The organism is Paenibacillus sp. 1SOY10 (genome assembly GCF_056836745.1).
The window spans coordinates 117,681-135,653 of record NZ_JBXENK010000006.1; the positions used below are offsets into that span (position 1 = coordinate 117,681).

The following is a 17,973-nucleotide window of genomic DNA, read 5'->3' on the forward strand; positions in this document are numbered from 1 at the left end:
TGTGATTATACTTCACTAGTCTTGGTATATTAGCGGGTGAGCGGCTGCCATACAGGTACGCCCGCCCGTACTACCAACGGCTGACCCTCATGCTTGAATTCCAGCTCGTCCCCTTCTACCAGAGTATACACAGCTTGCTCCTGATCAAAGAATACCTCCAGTAACCGTCCACGATTCATGATCCTGAAGCGGCAGCTCTCCCACTCCGGAGGCAGTGACGGGCGAAAGCCTGGCAATCCCCCCTCCAGGCGCATGCCAGCAAACCCATTTACTACTGCCATCCACGAACCGGCCATCGCTGCCGTATGCAGCCCGTCCTTCGCGTTGCCGTTCACATCATCCAGATCCATTCTTACCGTGCGGCCAAAGTAATCATAGGCCGCGGCCATATCCCCAATCTCAGTGGCCACGATGCTATGAATGCAAGGCGACAAGGAAGAATCATGGGTCGTTAACGGATCATAATAGCGGTAATTACGGATCTTTTCATCCAAAGAGAACTGGTCTCCCATTAAGAACAACGCCATCACCACATCCGCTTGCTTAAGCACCTGATGGCGATAAATTACGAGTGGATGATAATGAAGCAGGAGCGGATATTTCTCAGGCGGTGTACCCGCGAAGTCCCAAGGCTTCTTGGACAAAAATGTATCATCCTGAGCGATAATCCCCAAATGCTCATCCCTCGGAATGTACATTCGTTCCGCTGCCTTGCGCCAGCCCTCCTCTTCCTCCTGCATAAGTCCCATCTTCTTCCCCACTTGGGCATATTGCTGGGGATACTGCTCACGCATCAGAACCGCCGCTGTATAGGCGTAATTCAGATGCTCCCGGGCCATCAGGTTTGTATAGGCGTTATTGTTCACGATTGCCGTATACTCGTCAGGCCCGGTCACGGCATCGATACAAAAGGCTCCGCCCTTGGCTGGATTGTAATGGCCGAGATCGGCCCAGAACCGCGCCGTTTCGAACAACATCTCAGCGGCATGATGCACCAGGAACTCTACATCTCCGGTGGCCTGAACATATTGCCGCAGCCCGAAGGCTATGTCGGCGTTAATATGGGCCTGGGCGGTGCCCGCCGGGAAGAAGGCAGAATTCTCTTGCCCGTTGATCGTCCGCCACGGATACAGCGCTCCCCGCTGCGACATCTCTGCCGCCCGCTGCCGGGCCTGGTCCAGCGTGCGGCAGCGAAACTCTAGCAGCGCCCGGGCGGTCTCCGGCTGGGTGAAGGTGAAGAAGGGTAGCACATACATTTCCGTATCCCAGAAATAATGCCCTTCATACCCTTCACCGGTCAGCCCCTTGGCCGCCATGCTGGTGTGACCATCGCGTCCGGCCGATTGCAGCAGGCCAAACGCGTTGAACCGTAGACCCTGCTGGAGCGCGGGGGCGCCCTTGATCTCCACGTCGGCGCGCTCCCAGAACGCGTCCAGCCAGGCATGCTGCTGCGCCGCCAGACCCTCGAAGCCAAGCTCCTCGGCCAGGCGCAGCGCCTCTCTGCTTCGCTCCATCAGCTCCTCTTCCCGGTAATCCCGGGAAGTATGGTAGCTGATATATTTGCTGAGCGAAGCGGTCTCTCCCCGGTGCAGCCGCACGCGGTACTGCACCGACAGCACTTGCCCGTCGCGGGACTCCGACGGGCTGCACTGCCGGGACGGCGGCAGCGTGAGCCGATGGCTCATCGCCGTGAGCAGCGCGAAGCGGCTGTGCCGCGTGCGCTGCCTGAGCCAGCCGCCGCCGTGGCCGTCGCTTCCAGCCTCCTCATACAGGAGGCTGGGCTCCGCGCGGCGCGCCCCGAGGCGCGGGTCCCCGCCGCCGGGCGCCGGCCCGGATGCTTCGGCGATCTCCCCGTTCATCGCCGAGCGCAGCTCGATCACGCCATCGAAGTTCAGCGGCGTGATCTCATAATCTATCGCTGCCAGATGCTTGTGCGGCAGCGACACCAGACGCCGGATATGAATCAATATCCGATGTCCGGCAGGGGACTCCCATTCCACCAGACGGTGTAGCAGTCCGCTCTGCATATGCAACACTCTCTTGTAGAAGTGGATCTTCCCATGATGGAGCTGGAAGGGCTCCCCTTCAACCCTAAGCTCCATCATGCTTGCATCCGTCACATTCAGCATGGCGTGGCCCTCGCTCGGATAGCCATAGGCTCCTTCCGGATAATGAATCGGCGCAGAGTCATAGAATCCGTTCAGATAACAGCCCCGAACCGTGGTTCCTTCCCGGCCATTATATCCTTCCTCGTATTGCCCCCGCATCCCGATATAGCCATTCCCTAGCGAGAACAAGCTTTCACTGCGTTGATTGTCCATATCACTACTAGGGGCATCCTCCACCAGACTCCATTCCCGCGGGGAGTGTAGTCTGGTCTGAGGCTCTTGCACCTGCGTATTCTTCTGATTCATCCCTTGACTGAACCTCCCATCAACCCTCTGACAAAATACTTTTGCAGGAGGAAGAAGATCGCCAGCGGCATCAGCATCGAGATGAAAGCAGCAGACGTCAACAAATGCCAGTCATTGCCGCGAGAACCAACCAAATCGGCAATCTTCATGGACATGACTTGTACGCTCGGCTGATTTCCGATAAAGATCAACGATACGAGATAATCATTCCACACCCACAGGAATTGGAAAATGCCGATGGAGGCAAGCGCCGGTACCGACAAGGGAAGAATGAGCCGTGAGAAGATGGTAAAGTGGCTAGCCCCGTCGATAAAGGCCGATTCGAACAAGTCCTTGGGCAATTGGCTGATAAAGTTATACATGAAATACGTCACTAACGGCAGACCAAAGGCACTATGAGCCAGCCATATCCCCAAGTAGCTGCCGCTTAGTCCCAAGGCGGTAAAATCCTTGAGCACCGGGATCAACGCCACCTGCAAGGGAATGACCAGCATGGCGATGATAATGACAAACAAGGTTCGCCGTCCGGGGAACCGCAGCCAGGCAAAGGCATAGGCGGCAAAAGAAGCAATCAGCACCGGGATTACCGTTGCCGGCACAGCAATCGTCAGCGTATTCCAGAAGGCCTGGGACAAGCCGCTGCCCTTCTGCACCGACTCGCTGCCATCCGCCAGCTTGAGCTTATATTCCTTGCCAGACAATACATTCTTGTAATTGTCCAGCGTCAGGTCAGGAACAATCTCCCAGCCCCGGTCCTGCACGTTCAGGGTCCGAGCACGGCGATTCTCCCAAATCAGCCGTTCCCCATCCACAACCACGCCAGCGCGCAATTGCTCATCACTATAGGTTTGACCTTGAACCTCAATCGGCTCGCGCAGATCCATTTCCTTGGAGAGCTGAAGCGTCTCTGCATTTGTCCATTCCCGGTGAGGGAAGGCGTTCCACCAACCGGTCTGTAAAATATCCGCAGCCGGACGGAAGGAGGACACAAATAGTCCCACCGTTGGGATGAGCCATAGGAAGCAGATGAACCCCAAAGCCAAATTGACGATCAGCTTGCCACGTTTACGTGATCTGACCTTCTTGGCCGGATTGGATGCAGCCATTAGAATCCCCCCTGCTTGCGGAACTGCCGCAGATTAATGATAATGACCGGCAACACGGCGATCAGCAAGACAATAGCCAACGTCGAGCCATAACCGAAGTTGCGGTACATGAAAAATTGCCGATAGAACTGCGTAGCTACTACCTCGGTACCGTATTGCCCGCCGGTCATAACCATAACGACATCGAAAATTTTCAGGGTAAAAACAATAATGGTTGTCGTCACCGTCAAAATGGTCGTGGAGATAAACGGGATAATAATACGGAAGAAAATACGAATTTCCCCAGCCCCGTCGACTCGCGCCGCTTCCAGAATATCCTCCGGTACCCCTTTGATTGCCGCGGAGAAAATAACCATGGCAAACCCCGTTTGCATCCAAATCAGAATCAGAATCAGGAAGAAGTTGTTCCAAGGCTGCAGCATGCTGGTCCAGGCCTGAGCCTCTCCGCCAAAAGCAGTTACAATGGCGTTGAGTAACCCGATCTGCTGATCACCCGGCTGGTAATAATAGACGAACTTCCAGATAACGCCTGCGGCCACAAAGGAAATTGCCATCGGCATGAAAATAATCGACTTGGCAATTCGTTCATAGCTGCTGCGATCGGCCAAAATGGCAATCAGCAGACCTAGCGCAACGCAAGCTAACGTGCCTACAAACACCCAGAGCAAATTGTTGCGCAACGCCGTGGCCATCAACTTGTCGGTGAAGACCGCGGCATAGTTGGCCAGCCCGACGAACTGCTCCGAGGAAGCGTTGAAGAAGCTTAAATACAACGTGCGAACCGCCGGCAACACGAGCAACCAGCCTAACAGAATGACGGCCGGTCCAATGAAAATATACGGAAGCACTCTCCGGCGCACCTGCTGCGGATATTGCTCCACCGCCCAGGTGAAGCTGTAATACAGCAAGTAAACACCAACCACACCCCATAGTACAGCGCATATAGCCGTTAATAATGGATTTAACGTAGAATCGCGAAAAAAGCGAAAGATTAGTCCATGCCCGGCGATATTCGCCAGCAGCACGGCCAGGGATAAGAGGACGGCCCGAAAACTTACGGTTTGCTTGGCCTCTGCACTCATCATGACCCCTCCTCAAACGTACTTTCAGAATAAAGAAATCTTGCAAATAAAGAGGGCGCGAGTTGCCGGATGAACAAGATCGGCCCACGCGCCCCAGCATGACTTAACTTGCAGCTATCGAACGAAGAGAGCTAATTGCTCCAGCCCCCTTGAATTTGATCAAGCGCTTCGTCCAACGTCGCTGTTCCGCTGACGTAATCGGTTATTCCTTTCCAGAATGTCCCCGCGCCCACCTTGCCCGGCATCAAGTCAGAACCGTCAAAGCGCAGCGTAGAAGCATTCTGCACAAGCTCTGCCATGCGGCGATCCGATTCAGAAGCATACCAGTCAAGCGAAGCATCATTCATAGGAGCGATAACCCCGCCGGACTGTACCCAGGTCTTAATGGATTCACCGGTCGTGAAGAATTCCATAACCGCCCGAACCTCAGGACGATCGTTGAACATGGCGTAAATATCCCCGGCTACAAGCACCGGCTTACCATATTGCTCATCAATCGGCGGCAAGTAGAACCAGGCGTAATCCTCGTCAACCTTCGCGGTTTCCGGGAAAAAGCTGGTAATGAAGTTAGCCTGCCGATGCAGCCATACCTTCGGAGGGTTGTCGAACATCGGTGTCGGGGAATCCCCAAATGCCGTGGTTACAATCGACTTGGTTCCACCGTACACATAATCCGGGTTCATCCAGATTTCAGACATCACTTCAATCGCATGCTTCACTTCAGGTGAATTAAACGGAAGCTCGCCAGCTACCCATTTATCATAATTTTCCGGTGAAGTCGTACGCAGCATAATGTCCTCTACCCAGTCTGTTGCTGGCCAGCCTGTGGCTGCCCCACTCTCGATGCCAATAGCCCAGGCTGCATCTCCGTCCTTGGCGATCTGCTCCGTCAGCTCCATCATTTCATCCCAAGTCTGTGGAATGGTATAACCGGCTTCCTCAAATTGCTTCTTCGGATACCAGACCAGACTCTTCACATTACTGCGGTTCCAGATTCCGGCCATGATCTCTCCATCCTTGCCTTCCATCGTCCCCATGTCCAGCCAGCTCTGGTTGTAGTTGGCCTTCAGCTTCTCCTGATCCAGAATCCCATTCAGGTCGATGACCTTCCCTGTCTTGGCTACAGCAGCCAGCAGTCCCGGCTGCGGGAAGTCGGCAATATCCGGAGCGTTGCCTCCGTCCACACGCACGTTAATGGTTGCTTCAAATTCCTTGGAGCCCTCATATTGAATATCGATTCCGGTCTTCTCTTCGAACTCCTTAATGCTGGTCTCGAATTTGACCTGGTCAGCATCCACGAACGGACCGAACATCGTGACCGTAGTTCCCTTGTACTCACCTTGAAGCGCCAAATCCAGTGCTGACCCCGTCGGGGTAGCCCCGCCATTATTCTCACCTTGCTCTGCTGTATTATTGTTAGCCGGTGGCGCCGGGTCGTTGACGGCATTATTGCCCCCACCACATGCACTAAGCAGCATTGTAAACGACAACCCGCTGACCAGCAGCAGTGAAGCAATCTTGGATCTTTTTTTCATAGACCTCTACATCCCCTTCGATTTTATAAATAAGTGCATACTTGAAAGGTTGGACTGAACAGCAAAGATACGGACAGATCACCCCCTTAACAGGTTTACGATACCTTAATTCCTTTTGTATGCGGTTACATTTAGAGGAGAAATAAAGATACGCGCATCGCAGCCAAATGTTTTAAATACTCTGAAAAGCTTTTCAGAGTGAGCTTGATATTGTTATATACGGCGATAGACATAGTGATCCTAGTGCTAATTGGTCGTGGCTCTCTCCCGCGTAGATTCGCGGACAACAAGCTTATGCTGAAGAATTTCTCGGGGTGTTTGTATCTCGCCGGTCGTCAGCAGTTCGTGTAGCTTCTCTGCCGCACGAAAGCCCAGATCGTAGATTGGTTGTGAGATCGTGGTGAGTTTGGGAATGTACATCCCTGCCATTCTGTGATTATCGAAGCCGATGACGGACACCTGCCCGGGTACCAGAATATTTCGATCCTTAAGATAAGAAATGGTGCCCATCGCAAATTCGTCGGCTACACAAAAAATCGCAGTCAGCTCAGGCCTTTCACTGAACAATTCATGTGCCGCCTCATAGGCATGCTCGAAGTAATGGCTGGCATACTTCGTATTGACAATATTGTCTGTCAAGCCATATTCATTCATGGCGCGAACAAAGCCGGCATAACGAGGTGGACCAGCAATAGAGTTATCGTGGTTGAAGCCGATCATCCCGATTTGTCGGTGCCCAAGTTCAATCAAATATGCAGCAGCATCGTAAGCCGCAGCTTCATCATCCACCTCCACGCAAGGAATGTCATACTCGTCGGAATGAGAAGATACCATCACGAACGGAATACGGCAGCCGATCAGCTTCTCATAATACTCCGGGTACATCTTGTCGCTGGCGAACACAATACCGTCCACCTGCTTCTCATGGAACGTATCGATGTAGGATAGCAGACGCTCTTTGTCGCGGTCGGTATTGCAAATCATCAGGCTATAGCCGAGCTTATTGCAGGCCTCCTGCATTCCGCGAATCATGCCCGCGTAATACATGTTCTCGATATCGGGAATGAGCAACCCCAGGGTATAAGACTTCTTATAGATTAGTCCACGGGCAAAGGCGTTAGGCTGGTAATTCAACTCACTAATCGCATCCAGCACTCTTGACCGCTTACTCTCCACCACCGTGTCCGGAGCGTTCATCACGCGCGAGACCGTACTAATGGAGACCCCTGCTCTTCTTGCTACATCCCTAATGGTAGGTTTTGTCTTCGTCATAGTTCATTCCTTTGTTTGAAAAGCTTTTCAATGTGATTATAACAAGGAAAAGATGGAAATTCAATGACTATTTTAAGCGCTTACAGATTAATTAAATACACAATATTCCATTTCATAGTTATATTGTTAAATAATCCGAATATGTTTGATTTGGGTGTATCCCAGAGGTGCACATCCGGGCGCATCCGTCATGGTGGACGATGGCCACGCGCAACTGTTATCCGCCAAAAATATGATCTAACGAAGGGACGGTATGTTTTGAAAAAGGTATTGGGCATTATTTTATCCGGTGTTTTGCTGGTAGCGCTGTCAGGAGTTACGCAAGTGGATGCGGCCTCTCCTATTGTCGTTAACAAAACGATTGTAGTGAAAGCCGGGGAGACGTTCGACGGTAAAGGTCAAACCTATGTTGCCGATCCGAAAGCCTTGGGCGATGGCAGTCAGGCTGAAGGTCAAAAGCCGATCTTCAAGCTGGAAAACAATGCGACCTTGAAGAATGTGAATATCGGTGCTCCCGGGGCTGACGGCGTGCATGTCTATGGAAATGGTACGATTACGAATGTCACCTGGCTTGATGTCGGCGAGGATGCGCTGACCCTTAAGTCCTCCGGCACGGTGAATATTACCGGTGGTGGAGCCTACAAAGCCTACGACAAAGTGTTCCAGGCAAACGCGGCAGGCACGATCAACATTAAGAACTTCAAGGCCAAGGACATCGGCAAGCTGGCTCGGCAAAATGGCGGTACCTCTTACAAAGTCAACTTCACGCTCGACAATTCGGATATTTCGGATGTGAAGGACTCCATTTTCAGAACAGACAGCAAATCAAGCACGGCCAAAATCACAAACACCCGATATCATAATGTACCGACACTCTTCAAAGGTTTTGCGTCCGGTAATACCAGCCAGTCCGGCAATACGAAATACTAACACCCCATAATTGTTAACGCTAACAAAGGAATGGCGGATCAGAGAGCTACTCTCTTGCCGCCATTCCTGTTCATTTCTGTTATTGAACCTATAGTCTACAAATACTTGTCCAGCCAGCCGAATAATAGCAAGACCAGTTGTGTTGGACCCGGCAAATCAGGGAAAAAGATCAAGGCGATAGCCAGGATAGCTGCAATTGACATCATGCCCACTGCAACCATTTGAGCTTTCTTCTCCTTGCTTGCGCGCCACTCCCCATAACCTATTCCCCCAGACAACAGTAAGACGCTTATAGCGTATGCAATCTTCATATCACACCTCGGTCATTTGTTCTCACTGCCTGGTATTCCTTGAGGCGAGGTTGATTTTCCACTACCCGTAATTTTGGAATGGGCCGTCACTTCCACCTCCAGCTTGGAGAAGATATCGTCCCACTGCGCCTGCTGCGCCTTCCATTGTCTTGGATACTGCCTGCGGAACTTCACCGCAAATTGGAATAAATCGGCGTGTAGCTCATCTTGAGCTAATTGGATCGCTTGTTCTGCCGAAAGCTTCATGTCCTCTTCCCAGGCCTGCTCGACTGCTGCCATTACCTGCTGTTCCGCAAGCGAAGCATCCGTCGTGTTCAACACAACCTCCCCCTTCATCTCTATATTGATCGCCATGCTCCACTTGCCTGCTTTGATGCTAGGCTTTAACCTGGCTTCAATTTTATGAGGACGAACCGAGAAAATCCCCGGAATCCCCTCCACCTCCACTTGCATAATAATATTGTTCAACTCATTGGCCAGCATGAGAACTCCAAGACTCAAGGGTTCCTTAACGGTTTTGACATAATAACCTCGGTTATACAGACTCAGACCATTAACCGTCGGGGAGTTGACGATGGAGCTTTGCTCGGTATGCGTTGAAGGAGAGACTAACAACCGCGATAAGATGACTGTTTCACTTGGCCCCTTGATTCCTTTGGCCAGGTCCAGTACAGTCACACGCGCCCCCAAGCCCAGGATCGCCATCTCCCGTAAGGATTCAGCAGAATTTCGTTCCAGTGGATCAAGCAAGGCTAACAGCTCCTTGGCTTTCCCTTTACTGGAAAATACGTAGGCATGCTCACGAAATTGAGGATATCGCAGAAAAAAATCGATATATTCCCGTAGTCCTTGCTGCCCTGCTTCTTCACTAATAACGATGACCTCGCAATGACCCCAGAACATTTCCCTCGACACCTGCCGTTGCAATCGATTCAGGGCCTCTGCAATGGTAGTCCCCTTCGCTGTCCGAATCAGTGTAACTCCGCTTGCACTTTGTTCCGGGCCTCCCCCCTCGCCTGCCCCTCCACGGGGAACAAAAATTTGCGCAGCTAGCTCAACCTCGCCCTCAGTCCTATCTACTCCCGTTGCCAGTACAATGGCTAAATCATTAATCTCATTGCGGTCCCAGCAGCCGCCAAGCAGCAAGGAACTGGTCAAAAGAGGGAGTAGTACGATCCGGGCGAGCCCACGTCCTGTCATCATGCCGAACCTCCTTTTGCCCTCGCCCCTTTCCTGCTATTCCCCCAAACTCGCTTGATCCCGGCAATCCCGTATAGCACAGCAGGAATTACTAGCAGGAACATGAGCGTATAAATATTAGAAGAGGCACGAATCAGACTATCCGCTCCTTGCTTGCCCGTCGTGACCCAATAGGCATACCCTATACAAAGCACCGAAGCCGGAAATACAAGTGGACGATAATCCTTCAAGCCAAACCATTCCGCTGTAGAGGAAACAAAGGCATAAAGGAAAACTGATATTTTCACAAAAATACCAAATATCCAAATCGCAATAATAACGGCTTCAATATGCTGCATAAAATCGGCTATGGTAATATAACGAGCAGCAATCATCACGGGAAAGGTGAAGCTGTCCGTCAAGTCCCCCATAAGCAGCAGGCAGAACAAATTCGTAATAATCATCGCAATGACCACAAGCAGCCATGACCCCAGCAAGGTCTTCGTTGTATGGCTATGATCATTAATGAAGGGAAGAAGAAAAGCCAACATGATATATTCGCTGAACCAAGCCGCAGGGGCCAAGCTCCCCTTGGCAATGGACAGCACCCCGTTTTCCATAAATGGAAGCAGCTCAGCAGGGTCAAGCTCTCGAATCAACAGAACGAAGGTCAACCCGAGCAACACGAAAAATACAGTAACAAACACCTGAGACGTGCGGCCCACAACCTCAATGCCTAGGCGTACATTAATAGCACATACCAGCACCATGGAGCCCATAATGACAATGAGAGGCGTTTTCGGCAAGGCATTGCTAATGATGAAATTTCCATATACTTGAATCACCAGCCCGGTTAAGTGAGGTAAATAGAACAGAAAAACAAATCCGAACACGCGGCCTATGTATCGTCCAAAGATCGCATTACAGACTTGAATGAGTGTATGCCCAGGGTATAAGCGCTGTAATCCCAGCGATACACCAATCGTTATTAATCCCGCTAGTGAGCCCAATAGAGGCGTCATCCACATATCGTGTCCAGCATAGCCAACAGACAGGCTTGGAATGGATAGTATCGACGTAGCCAGAATAGCAGGAATCATCATATAGGCAAGCTGAACCGACGATATTTTCCCTTTATCACTCAGCATGATTGCGGCCACTCCTTCCAGATATCTAGTAGTAACATCAGCCCGCTTCAGCGCGCTCTGCGCCAAGGTGGAGAACGCCACCACACGTCCTTCATGCCTTCGGCAGAGGTAGGTGTGACAGGGGCAAGATAAGGTGTACCAAACGAACGAAGGCTGCTTAAGTGAATAACAATCAAGATCAGTCCCAACATGACGCCGGTCAATCCCATTGTTCCAGCGAGCAGCATAATGGGGAACCGTAGCAAACGAGTCGATGTACTCATGGCATACCGGGGAATCATAAATGAAGCAATCCCTGTTATAGCGACAATAATAATCATAGGGGCTGATACGATTCCCGCAGAAGTCGCCGCCTGCCCGATGATTAATGCACCCACAATACTTACAGCCGAGCCAACCTGACGTGGCAGTCTGACGCCGGCTTCACGCAGTGCTTCGAAAGAAATCTCCATAATCAGAGCCTCAATCAAGGCTGGAAACGGAATTTCCTCCCTAGCTCTGGCGATGCTTAGCAGTAACACGGTCGGAATCATCTCCTGATGAAAGGTCGTGACAGCTACATAAGCGGAGGGAAGTAATAGAGACAACATAAAGAACAGGTATCTGAGCCAGCGTACAAAGACGCTCATATACATATTCTGATAGTAATCCTCAGGGGATTGAAGCATCGTAAACAGGGTAACAGGCGCAATCAGACTAAAGGGAGTCCCATCAATTAAAATGGCAAAACGTCCTTCCAGCAGGTTGGACACCACGACATCCGGCCGCTCGGTAGCCAGCATTTGGGGAAAAGGTGAGAAGCGCTGGTCCACAATACCTTCCTCAATATTCTGACTTTCCAGCACCTTGGATATATTTAAATGCTGCAGACGTTCCTGGACCTTCTCAAGCAGAGAGGACTCAATCACACCGTCTATATATACCAGCAGCACCTTGGTGTTTGTGTAGCTTCCAATCGTCAGTGTCCGCTGTTTGAAAGCCGGTGTCTTCAGTCGCATACGCAGCAGAGAGGAATTCATCTCCAGTGACTCGGTAAAACCATCGCGCGCACCTCGAACCGTGGATTCCGCCGCCGGTTCTTCCGGAGAACGCCCCACCGGCTTATGAAGTGAATACAATACTCCCTTAGGGACACCCGCCTTGATCACGAGTGCATGTCCATCCAAAATCCCTTGAATTGCCTGCTCAACAGATTGAATGACCTCCAAAGAGGCTACTGGAGCCTCTTGCAGTGGGCTATTCCTTAAGTATCTGGAAGAGCCTTCCGCAGGAAAGTCAAGAAGCCCCGTCTCATCCGCTTCCAGAGGCGCCAATACTTGTCGTTCCAGCCGCTCCGTATCACATACCCCAAGGCAATATACGCACAAGAAGGTGGTTCCCCACATCGTTTGGAAAGAATGGAACACGATATCCGAGCAATCCTCAAATACAGAGCGCAGCATCACTGTATCCGTGGACAGTTCTCCTGTTAGTGTTCCCTTCGTGGCTCCCTTACCTCCAGTCCGTCTCCTCACAGCGATCCCGCCCCTTTCCTATTTGCACCTGAGATTCAGGTTAGTTCATCCAGTAAACCCTATCTTATCCAACACTAATTAGCTTTATGTACGTGATGGTGCTGAAAAGCTGGCTTTTTGAACACATATTAAAAGGAACGCCCCATTTCCATGAGACGTTCCTCAAAGCTTTGCAAATATCATTATTTTCATATTTGGATTAGTTATCTTTCTCGCGAATCATCTCCAGAAACTCCACAATAATGTCGGACATCGCATCTTCTCGTGACGAATGGATAAACTGGCTGACATGCGAAATGTCCCCTTTGAACAAGTCGATGAGCTCTAGTATGGAATCGGGATCATTCTCCTTGGCCTTCGCTAGCAGGCTCAGGAACTCTTCATCATTCGGGATAGTTCTTTGATCATTTTTCGTTTCCATTTGTTCACCCCTTGCTGACTCATATTCAACTCGCGGGCGACTTCCCCCTCGGTTTTATCCTGAAGGTATATTTTAGATATGATGGTTTGCCCCGTCGTGGAAGGAAGCGCACTGATCATCTGTCTTACAACGATTTTATTATCAGAAGATGAGGTGAAGCAGGTGACGGACGGCTCGATTCCATTGAATGAACATTCCCGGTTTCTTACGGCCCTTGCTCTGTATTGAACTCTCCAAGCGATTCGGTACACTTCCTTCTGATATTGCTCGTACACGGTATGATGTTCTTTCAAAACAACCTCCCCCTTTCAAATTCATCTTCTATATATAGGGAAAATCAAACGAGCCTTTAACAACCTTGTTTTTGTAATTATTATAACATTTTTCCAAATAAATGGTTGTTACTTCTTGTCTTCCATTTCCCTATATAGTGAAGGGCCCAATACAATCCAAGGAGGTCATAAGCATGCAGGTAGCGGATATTGTGTCGTTGGTTACCAATGTAGGGTTCCCGGTTACGCTTTGCTTCATCTTGATCAAATACGTGCTGCAAACCGTCGGTGATAAATTGGGCAAGATTGACGCTTCATTGCAAACTCTTTCTGAAGAAATACAACGCCTTGACAACATCATCGGCGAAGATCGACAGGGGACGTCCCCGCCCTCCAGTTCTGGCAAGCAAATCTAGGAAACTGTGAAAAAAAGCCCGGAAGGTTGTACCGAATACACGGCCAAAAAGGCTCCGTAATTATACTTATTCGGGTGGCTTGCCCATTAGAACACCTAAATCCGGTCTTTTTTGAAATGAATTAGAAAAAAGGAACCTTCCGATCCACAATATGACGTGGACTGGAGGTTCCTTGCTTTGCAACTCATATAAACTTAAGCTTCCGAAGGATAACGGAGTCCCCACTGTCCACGAATCTGATCTAGGATACGCATAATAGCCAACGACTCGTCCAGCGATATTTCCTCGCACTCCTTCAATCCGGCACGGAGCGCCTCGCCTACCGCTTCCGCTTCAAAGGCATAGCCTTTAGCTTCACGATCATCCGTAAATGTCTCTGCTTCCTGGCCATCCACATAGAGGGTGGCAGTTTTGGCGCTCAGGAAGTTAGGAACATGAATCTTCCCATTTGTCCCGTGAATGTAAGCATCATTCCCGATTGCCAAGCGGACGGCTCCGTTCAAGGAAGCGGTAACACCATTTTCATAGGTTAAGAGCACCGAGAAATGCTCGTCGACCCCCGTCTCTCCAAGATGAGCCGTACTCTGTACCTGCTTGGGATTGGCCCCCAGCACCATGGAAGCGAAGGAGATCGGATAGATGCCGGCATCAAGCAATGCCCCGCCCCCTAATTTAAGATTGAGCAGTCTTCCTTCCGGGTCCCAACCTACACGGAAGCCAAAGTCAGCCTTCACCAAACGAACTTCCCCAATGCGGCCTTCTGCCAACCACTCGCGAACTTTACGAATCGGTGGCAGAAATCTTGTCCACATCGCTTCCATCAGGAACAGCTTGTTCGCACGAGCGTAACCGATCATTTCTTCTAATTCGGAAGCATTAATGGTAAATGGCTTCTCGCACAAAACAGGCTTGCCCGCCCGCAGTACACTCAAGACATTCTCTTTATGATAAGGATGGGGTGTAGCTACGTACACAACATCTACTTCGGGATCATTAAGCAATTCCTCATAGCTGCCATATGCGCGGGAAATCCCGAATTTGTCCGCGAACGCCTGAGCCTTATCCAGGCTCCGTGAGCCCACAGCAAAAGCCTCTGCATTGTTGGCATAGGCCAAATCCGCCACAAATTGTCCGGCGATTCCTCCTGCAGCCATAATACCCCATTTGATTTTCGTGTCTGCCATGATTGCCTCCTTCTGAGTCGTCTTTTTATTCACTCATCTTAATAGTTCGTGTTCAACCTCTTATAGTATAACCGTTCCGGTCCAGTGTGGAAATCCCGTCCAGTTGATCTGGTCTTTTATGTTATAATCGATGAGTGTATTTGCTTGTGCACGCCAATTTTGAGGTTGAGAGGTTGAAGATATGCTGACGTTTGAGCAAAAACTAAAAATTCTGGAATCTATTCCGAACTTGGAGCGCCGTAACGTTTCGCTAGGACGCGTAAATTTTCATTTTGAAGACAGCGCCTATGATAAAAAAACCGTGGTCTACCACTTACATCCTAACGGCAACGGATTCGTATATGCCGGCCTTCTACAACACCCGGATACGGATGATAAAGGGCTCGTTAACATTCGTGATTTTGAAGAAGCCGAATTGCTTGGCCTGGTCAAGGCATCGATGCTTTCCCTGCTGGAGCGGGAGGATGCGCCCGAGAATGCCCAAGCTGCCCCTTCTGCTCCTCTAGCTTCCTCCCATGTAGGTCTGGTGGGAACTGGAGGCCTATGGGTCAATGATAAGGGCGAAACCCTGACACTCAAGTATGAAGATGATTTATGGTATATCTACTCCGGGTTAAGCTTGGAAATGGCCTTTGAGACTCGCGAAGAAGCGGGGGAATATTTGAACGAGGAAGGCTTCACTCCTCACAAGGGCTAACAACAATTATGGAGCATCAAGCATAAAAAGGTATTGTAACCCGGCAGTGAAACCATCACTGCCGGGTTAACAATACCTTAATGGAATGTGCCATATGAGTTAAGCGATTCTTCAGGAGGTCTTCTAACCTTCTTGCTGCAGCTTCCGGAACACCTGATAACTGCGTTCTGCACAAACAGAGATCGGGATGGGATCAAAACCGATCAAATCAGCATAAAGGGTATCATTTAACGGTGCGGTCCAGCTTGTCGGCAATTGATCTGCACCTAGCTTCGCCCCCATGATTGAGCCAACGGTGGCTCCGTTGCAATCCGTGTCCATACCTCCATACACAGAGGTGACAACAGCCTTCTCAAAATCGTTGCCCCCATAGACGAGAGAGGCTGCCACCAAGGCCGCGTTATTATTGCTGTGAACGGCATCATAGTGACTGAATTCCTCCCAAATCTTGCTCACCAACTCACGTTCGCTTTTTGCGCTATGTGCTATTTCAATTCCTTTAATGACGTCTGCTGCAAGACGGCTTGTCTGCGGAATTTGGCCGAGCCCGATTTCAAGCAATTTCTCATTATCCTGCTCCACAAAGGCTGCGGAAATCATTGCTGCATTAAGCATGGCCGCATAAATGCCGTTCTTCACGTGAGAAAAAGAAGCATCCCGATAAGCCAGCTCTGCCGCCAGTTCCGGACGCCCTGCCACTCCATAGGCAAGACCGTCCACACGAATGGCAGCTCCAATCCATTCGCGATAAGGATTCAAATACATCCGCACACGCTCTTGCCGCATATCCCAATCTGCCGGCTTGTCTCCATGCAAATGAGAGGTTTCCTGCGCAAAATTGAGATAAGCTTGTGTCTCTGCCGTACATACCTGACTATAGGTCAAGCGGCTGTGCCACAGCTTGCCCACATCCCATGAATCGAAGTTCAGCCCCTTCTCCTCCAGCAATAATAAGCCAAGGATCGTGTAACGGAGATCATCATCGCTTTCCATGTATTTGATCTTGTCCGATGTGCTTACATAGGACCAATCACTAAGGCCCAGTCCATATTGCTTGGCCGCCCGGGAATGTCCCGGCGTATACCCGCGAATAGGCCAGGCATCCGCTCCTCGGAACCATAGCTCGATATTTTCCCAGCCCGGACGACCATCCTTGCCGTACAAGTAATCCCAGTATTCAAGCGGCTTCCCCAGCGCACATCCTACGGATCGTCCAAGCCAGGCGCCGTAGAACTTGTCCCGCCACTGTGCCTCGCTCCAGTTTGCTTCCAGTCTGTGAGCTGGCCCTTCCGGACGCAGGCTTCTGATTTCATCCAGTGTTGAGGGCTCCTGAAATGGAAAATCCGGCTCAACCGGAAGCTGCATCAGCTCAAAGTAAAACTGCATCAGCCTGCTCTCATCCTCGCCAGCCAGTTCAAGCTTCTCCTGAAATCCTGCTATATTGCAGCCTTCTTCCTTTCGCTGCATTAACTCAAACGCCATCATTTCCTGTAATCTTTCCCAGCCTGCCATGGTCACACCCCTTTTGCAGTAGCGAGGTATTGTTGATCCAATCGTGCCAGTGCATCAAATAATAGCTTCAAAAATGCAGAACGGTCTACGTCAACCAGGACTTCAACATTAGACTCACCATCGGGCTTTGTCCGCTGATCACCTACGGTCATCCCTCTCGTCAGCTTACCCTCGGTCTCTATAGTAACGTGCAGGTGCCGCGACTGAAACAATTCAGGACTAAGCAGCCAAGCCACCGCACACGGATCATGTAGTGCGTTGCCGACATAGCCCATCTTCTTGCCATAAATAGAGTAGAAATCAAGCAGTTCCCCTACCAGATTAGAAACAGGACCACGCTGCTTCAATTCCTCAATTTCCTCTTCAAAAATGGCCGCCTTATCAGTCACATCCAGCCCACTCATCGTGATGGGAATCCCTGATTCATATACAATTTTGGCCGCTTCCGGATCGACGTAAATATTGAACTCTGCCGTTGAGGTGACATTACCGTAGCATAGCCCGCCCCCCATCAAGGATATGCGCTCAATCTTGTCCTTGACCTCTGGGTATGCGGTAATTAGCAAGGCAATATTGGTCAATGGAGCAAGCGGAACAAGCGTGACCTTCTCCTCCGAGGCTCTGATGATATCGGCCATGAACTCTACTGCTCCCTGTTCTACAGGGCGAAACCTAGCCGGGGGGAGCACCGGGCCATCCATGCCGGATTCCCCATGGGCCTCTTCGCCAGTGACCAGTTTGCCGAGCAACGGCTCTGCTGCACCTTTGGCTACAGGGATATCCGCTTGAATGAAGCTAAGAATTCGTAGCGCATTGTCCGTAATTTTATCTAGAATTTGATTGCCGCCTACCGTTGTGATGCCGCGTATGTCGAGCACATCCCGATGCGCATAAGCAAGCAGTATCGCTATGGCGTCATCATGTCCTGGATCACAATCAATGATTATGGGTGTTGCCATGTATGTTCACGCTCCTCGCTA

The 17,973-nt window shown here is 50.6% G+C and carries 17 protein-coding genes; 3 read left to right on the forward strand and 14 right to left on the reverse strand.

The window, feature by feature from the left end; genetic code table 11:
• Positions 1 to 29 precede the first annotated feature (29 nt).
• From AC1VOR_RS15740 to AC1VOR_RS15760, 5 genes are all read right to left on the reverse strand, one after another.
• Positions 30 to 2,414 (reverse strand): glycoside hydrolase family 65 protein, encoded by a 2,385-nt coding sequence (locus AC1VOR_RS15740; RefSeq protein ID WP_482619073.1) that lies wholly within the window; start codon positions 2,412 to 2,414, stop codon positions 30 to 32.
• The gene (locus AC1VOR_RS15745; RefSeq protein ID WP_482619074.1) at positions 2,411 to 3,520 is read right to left on the reverse strand and encodes a carbohydrate ABC transporter permease; all 1,110 of its coding nucleotides are present in this window, start codon (positions 3,518 to 3,520) and stop codon (positions 2,411 to 2,413) included. The genes AC1VOR_RS15740 and AC1VOR_RS15745 overlap by 4 nt, the downstream gene beginning before the upstream one ends.
• A complete protein-coding gene (locus AC1VOR_RS15750) occupies positions 3,520 to 4,602 on the reverse strand; it encodes a carbohydrate ABC transporter permease (RefSeq protein WP_482619207.1) in 1,083 nt (360 codons plus the stop codon). The genes AC1VOR_RS15745 and AC1VOR_RS15750 overlap by 1 nt, the downstream gene beginning before the upstream one ends.
• A 131-nt stretch (positions 4,603 to 4,733) precedes the next feature.
• Positions 4,734 to 6,137 carry an ABC transporter substrate-binding protein gene (locus tag AC1VOR_RS15755; protein ID WP_482619076.1) on the reverse strand — a complete coding sequence of 468 codons (1,404 nt, stop codon included), beginning with the start codon at positions 6,135 to 6,137 and terminating at the stop codon, positions 4,734 to 4,736.
• Between the two features lie 246 nt (positions 6,138 to 6,383).
• Positions 6,384 to 7,409 (reverse strand): LacI family DNA-binding transcriptional regulator, encoded by a 1,026-nt coding sequence (locus tag AC1VOR_RS15760; RefSeq protein WP_482619078.1) that lies wholly within the window; start codon positions 7,407 to 7,409, stop codon positions 6,384 to 6,386.
• Between the two features lie 258 nt (positions 7,410 to 7,667).
• Between AC1VOR_RS15760 and AC1VOR_RS15765 the strand changes: the two genes are divergently transcribed.
• Complete coding sequence (locus tag AC1VOR_RS15765) at positions 7,668 to 8,339, forward strand: pectate lyase (RefSeq protein WP_482619079.1); 672 nt, start codon at positions 7,668 to 7,670, stop codon at positions 8,337 to 8,339.
• Between the two features lie 95 nt (positions 8,340 to 8,434).
• Here AC1VOR_RS15765 and AC1VOR_RS15770 read toward each other — a convergent pair whose 3' ends face one another.
• From AC1VOR_RS15770 to AC1VOR_RS15795, 6 genes are all read right to left on the reverse strand, one after another.
• The gene (locus AC1VOR_RS15770) at positions 8,435 to 8,650 is read right to left on the reverse strand and encodes a hypothetical protein (protein WP_482619080.1); all 216 of its coding nucleotides are present in this window, start codon (positions 8,648 to 8,650) and stop codon (positions 8,435 to 8,437) included.
• A gap of 12 nt (positions 8,651 to 8,662) precedes the next feature.
• Positions 8,663 to 9,853: a Ger(x)C family spore germination protein gene (locus AC1VOR_RS15775; RefSeq protein ID WP_482619081.1), complete on the reverse strand. Its 1,191-nt coding sequence runs from the start codon at positions 9,851 to 9,853 to the stop codon at positions 8,663 to 8,665.
• Positions 9,850 to 10,977, reverse strand: a complete 1,128-nt coding sequence (locus AC1VOR_RS15780; RefSeq protein WP_482619083.1) for a GerAB/ArcD/ProY family transporter — start codon at positions 10,975 to 10,977, stop codon at positions 9,850 to 9,852. The genes AC1VOR_RS15775 and AC1VOR_RS15780 overlap by 4 nt, the downstream gene beginning before the upstream one ends.
• 47 nt (positions 10,978 to 11,024) lie before the next feature.
• Positions 11,025 to 12,491 (reverse strand): spore germination protein, encoded by a 1,467-nt coding sequence (locus AC1VOR_RS15785; protein WP_482619085.1) that lies wholly within the window; start codon positions 12,489 to 12,491, stop codon positions 11,025 to 11,027.
• 199 nt (positions 12,492 to 12,690) lie between these two features.
• Positions 12,691 to 12,912 (reverse strand): helix-turn-helix domain-containing protein, encoded by a 222-nt coding sequence (locus AC1VOR_RS15790; RefSeq protein WP_482619087.1) that lies wholly within the window; start codon positions 12,910 to 12,912, stop codon positions 12,691 to 12,693.
• Positions 12,861 to 13,205: a hypothetical protein gene (locus tag AC1VOR_RS15795; RefSeq protein ID WP_082673049.1), complete on the reverse strand. Its 345-nt coding sequence runs from the start codon at positions 13,203 to 13,205 to the stop codon at positions 12,861 to 12,863. Before AC1VOR_RS15795 ends, AC1VOR_RS15790 begins: the two co-directional genes overlap by 52 nt.
• Positions 13,206 to 13,378: 173 nt before the next feature.
• Between AC1VOR_RS15795 and AC1VOR_RS15800 the strand changes: the two genes are divergently transcribed.
• Complete coding sequence (locus AC1VOR_RS15800; protein WP_482619089.1) at positions 13,379 to 13,600, forward strand: hypothetical protein; 222 nt, start codon at positions 13,379 to 13,381, stop codon at positions 13,598 to 13,600.
• A gap of 194 nt (positions 13,601 to 13,794) precedes the next feature.
• On the opposite strand, the gene AC1VOR_RS15805 is transcribed toward AC1VOR_RS15800, so the two are convergent.
• On the reverse strand, positions 13,795 to 14,784 hold the full coding sequence (locus AC1VOR_RS15805) for a Gfo/Idh/MocA family protein (protein ID WP_482619091.1): 990 nt from the start codon (positions 14,782 to 14,784) through the stop codon (positions 13,795 to 13,797).
• Positions 14,785 to 14,965: 181 nt separating this feature from the next.
• Between AC1VOR_RS15805 and AC1VOR_RS15810 the strand changes: the two genes are divergently transcribed.
• A complete protein-coding gene (locus AC1VOR_RS15810) occupies positions 14,966 to 15,481 on the forward strand; it encodes a hypothetical protein (protein WP_482619093.1) in 516 nt (171 codons plus the stop codon).
• A gap of 123 nt (positions 15,482 to 15,604) precedes the next feature.
• Here AC1VOR_RS15810 and AC1VOR_RS15815 read toward each other — a convergent pair whose 3' ends face one another.
• A complete protein-coding gene (locus AC1VOR_RS15815) occupies positions 15,605 to 16,993 on the reverse strand; it encodes an ADP-ribosylglycohydrolase family protein (RefSeq protein ID WP_482619094.1) in 1,389 nt (462 codons plus the stop codon).
• Positions 16,994 to 16,995: 2 nt separating this feature from the next.
• On the reverse strand, positions 16,996 to 17,952 hold the full coding sequence (locus tag AC1VOR_RS15820) for a nucleoside hydrolase (RefSeq protein ID WP_482619096.1): 957 nt from the start codon (positions 17,950 to 17,952) through the stop codon (positions 16,996 to 16,998).
• Positions 17,953 to 17,973: the final 21 nt, after the last annotated feature.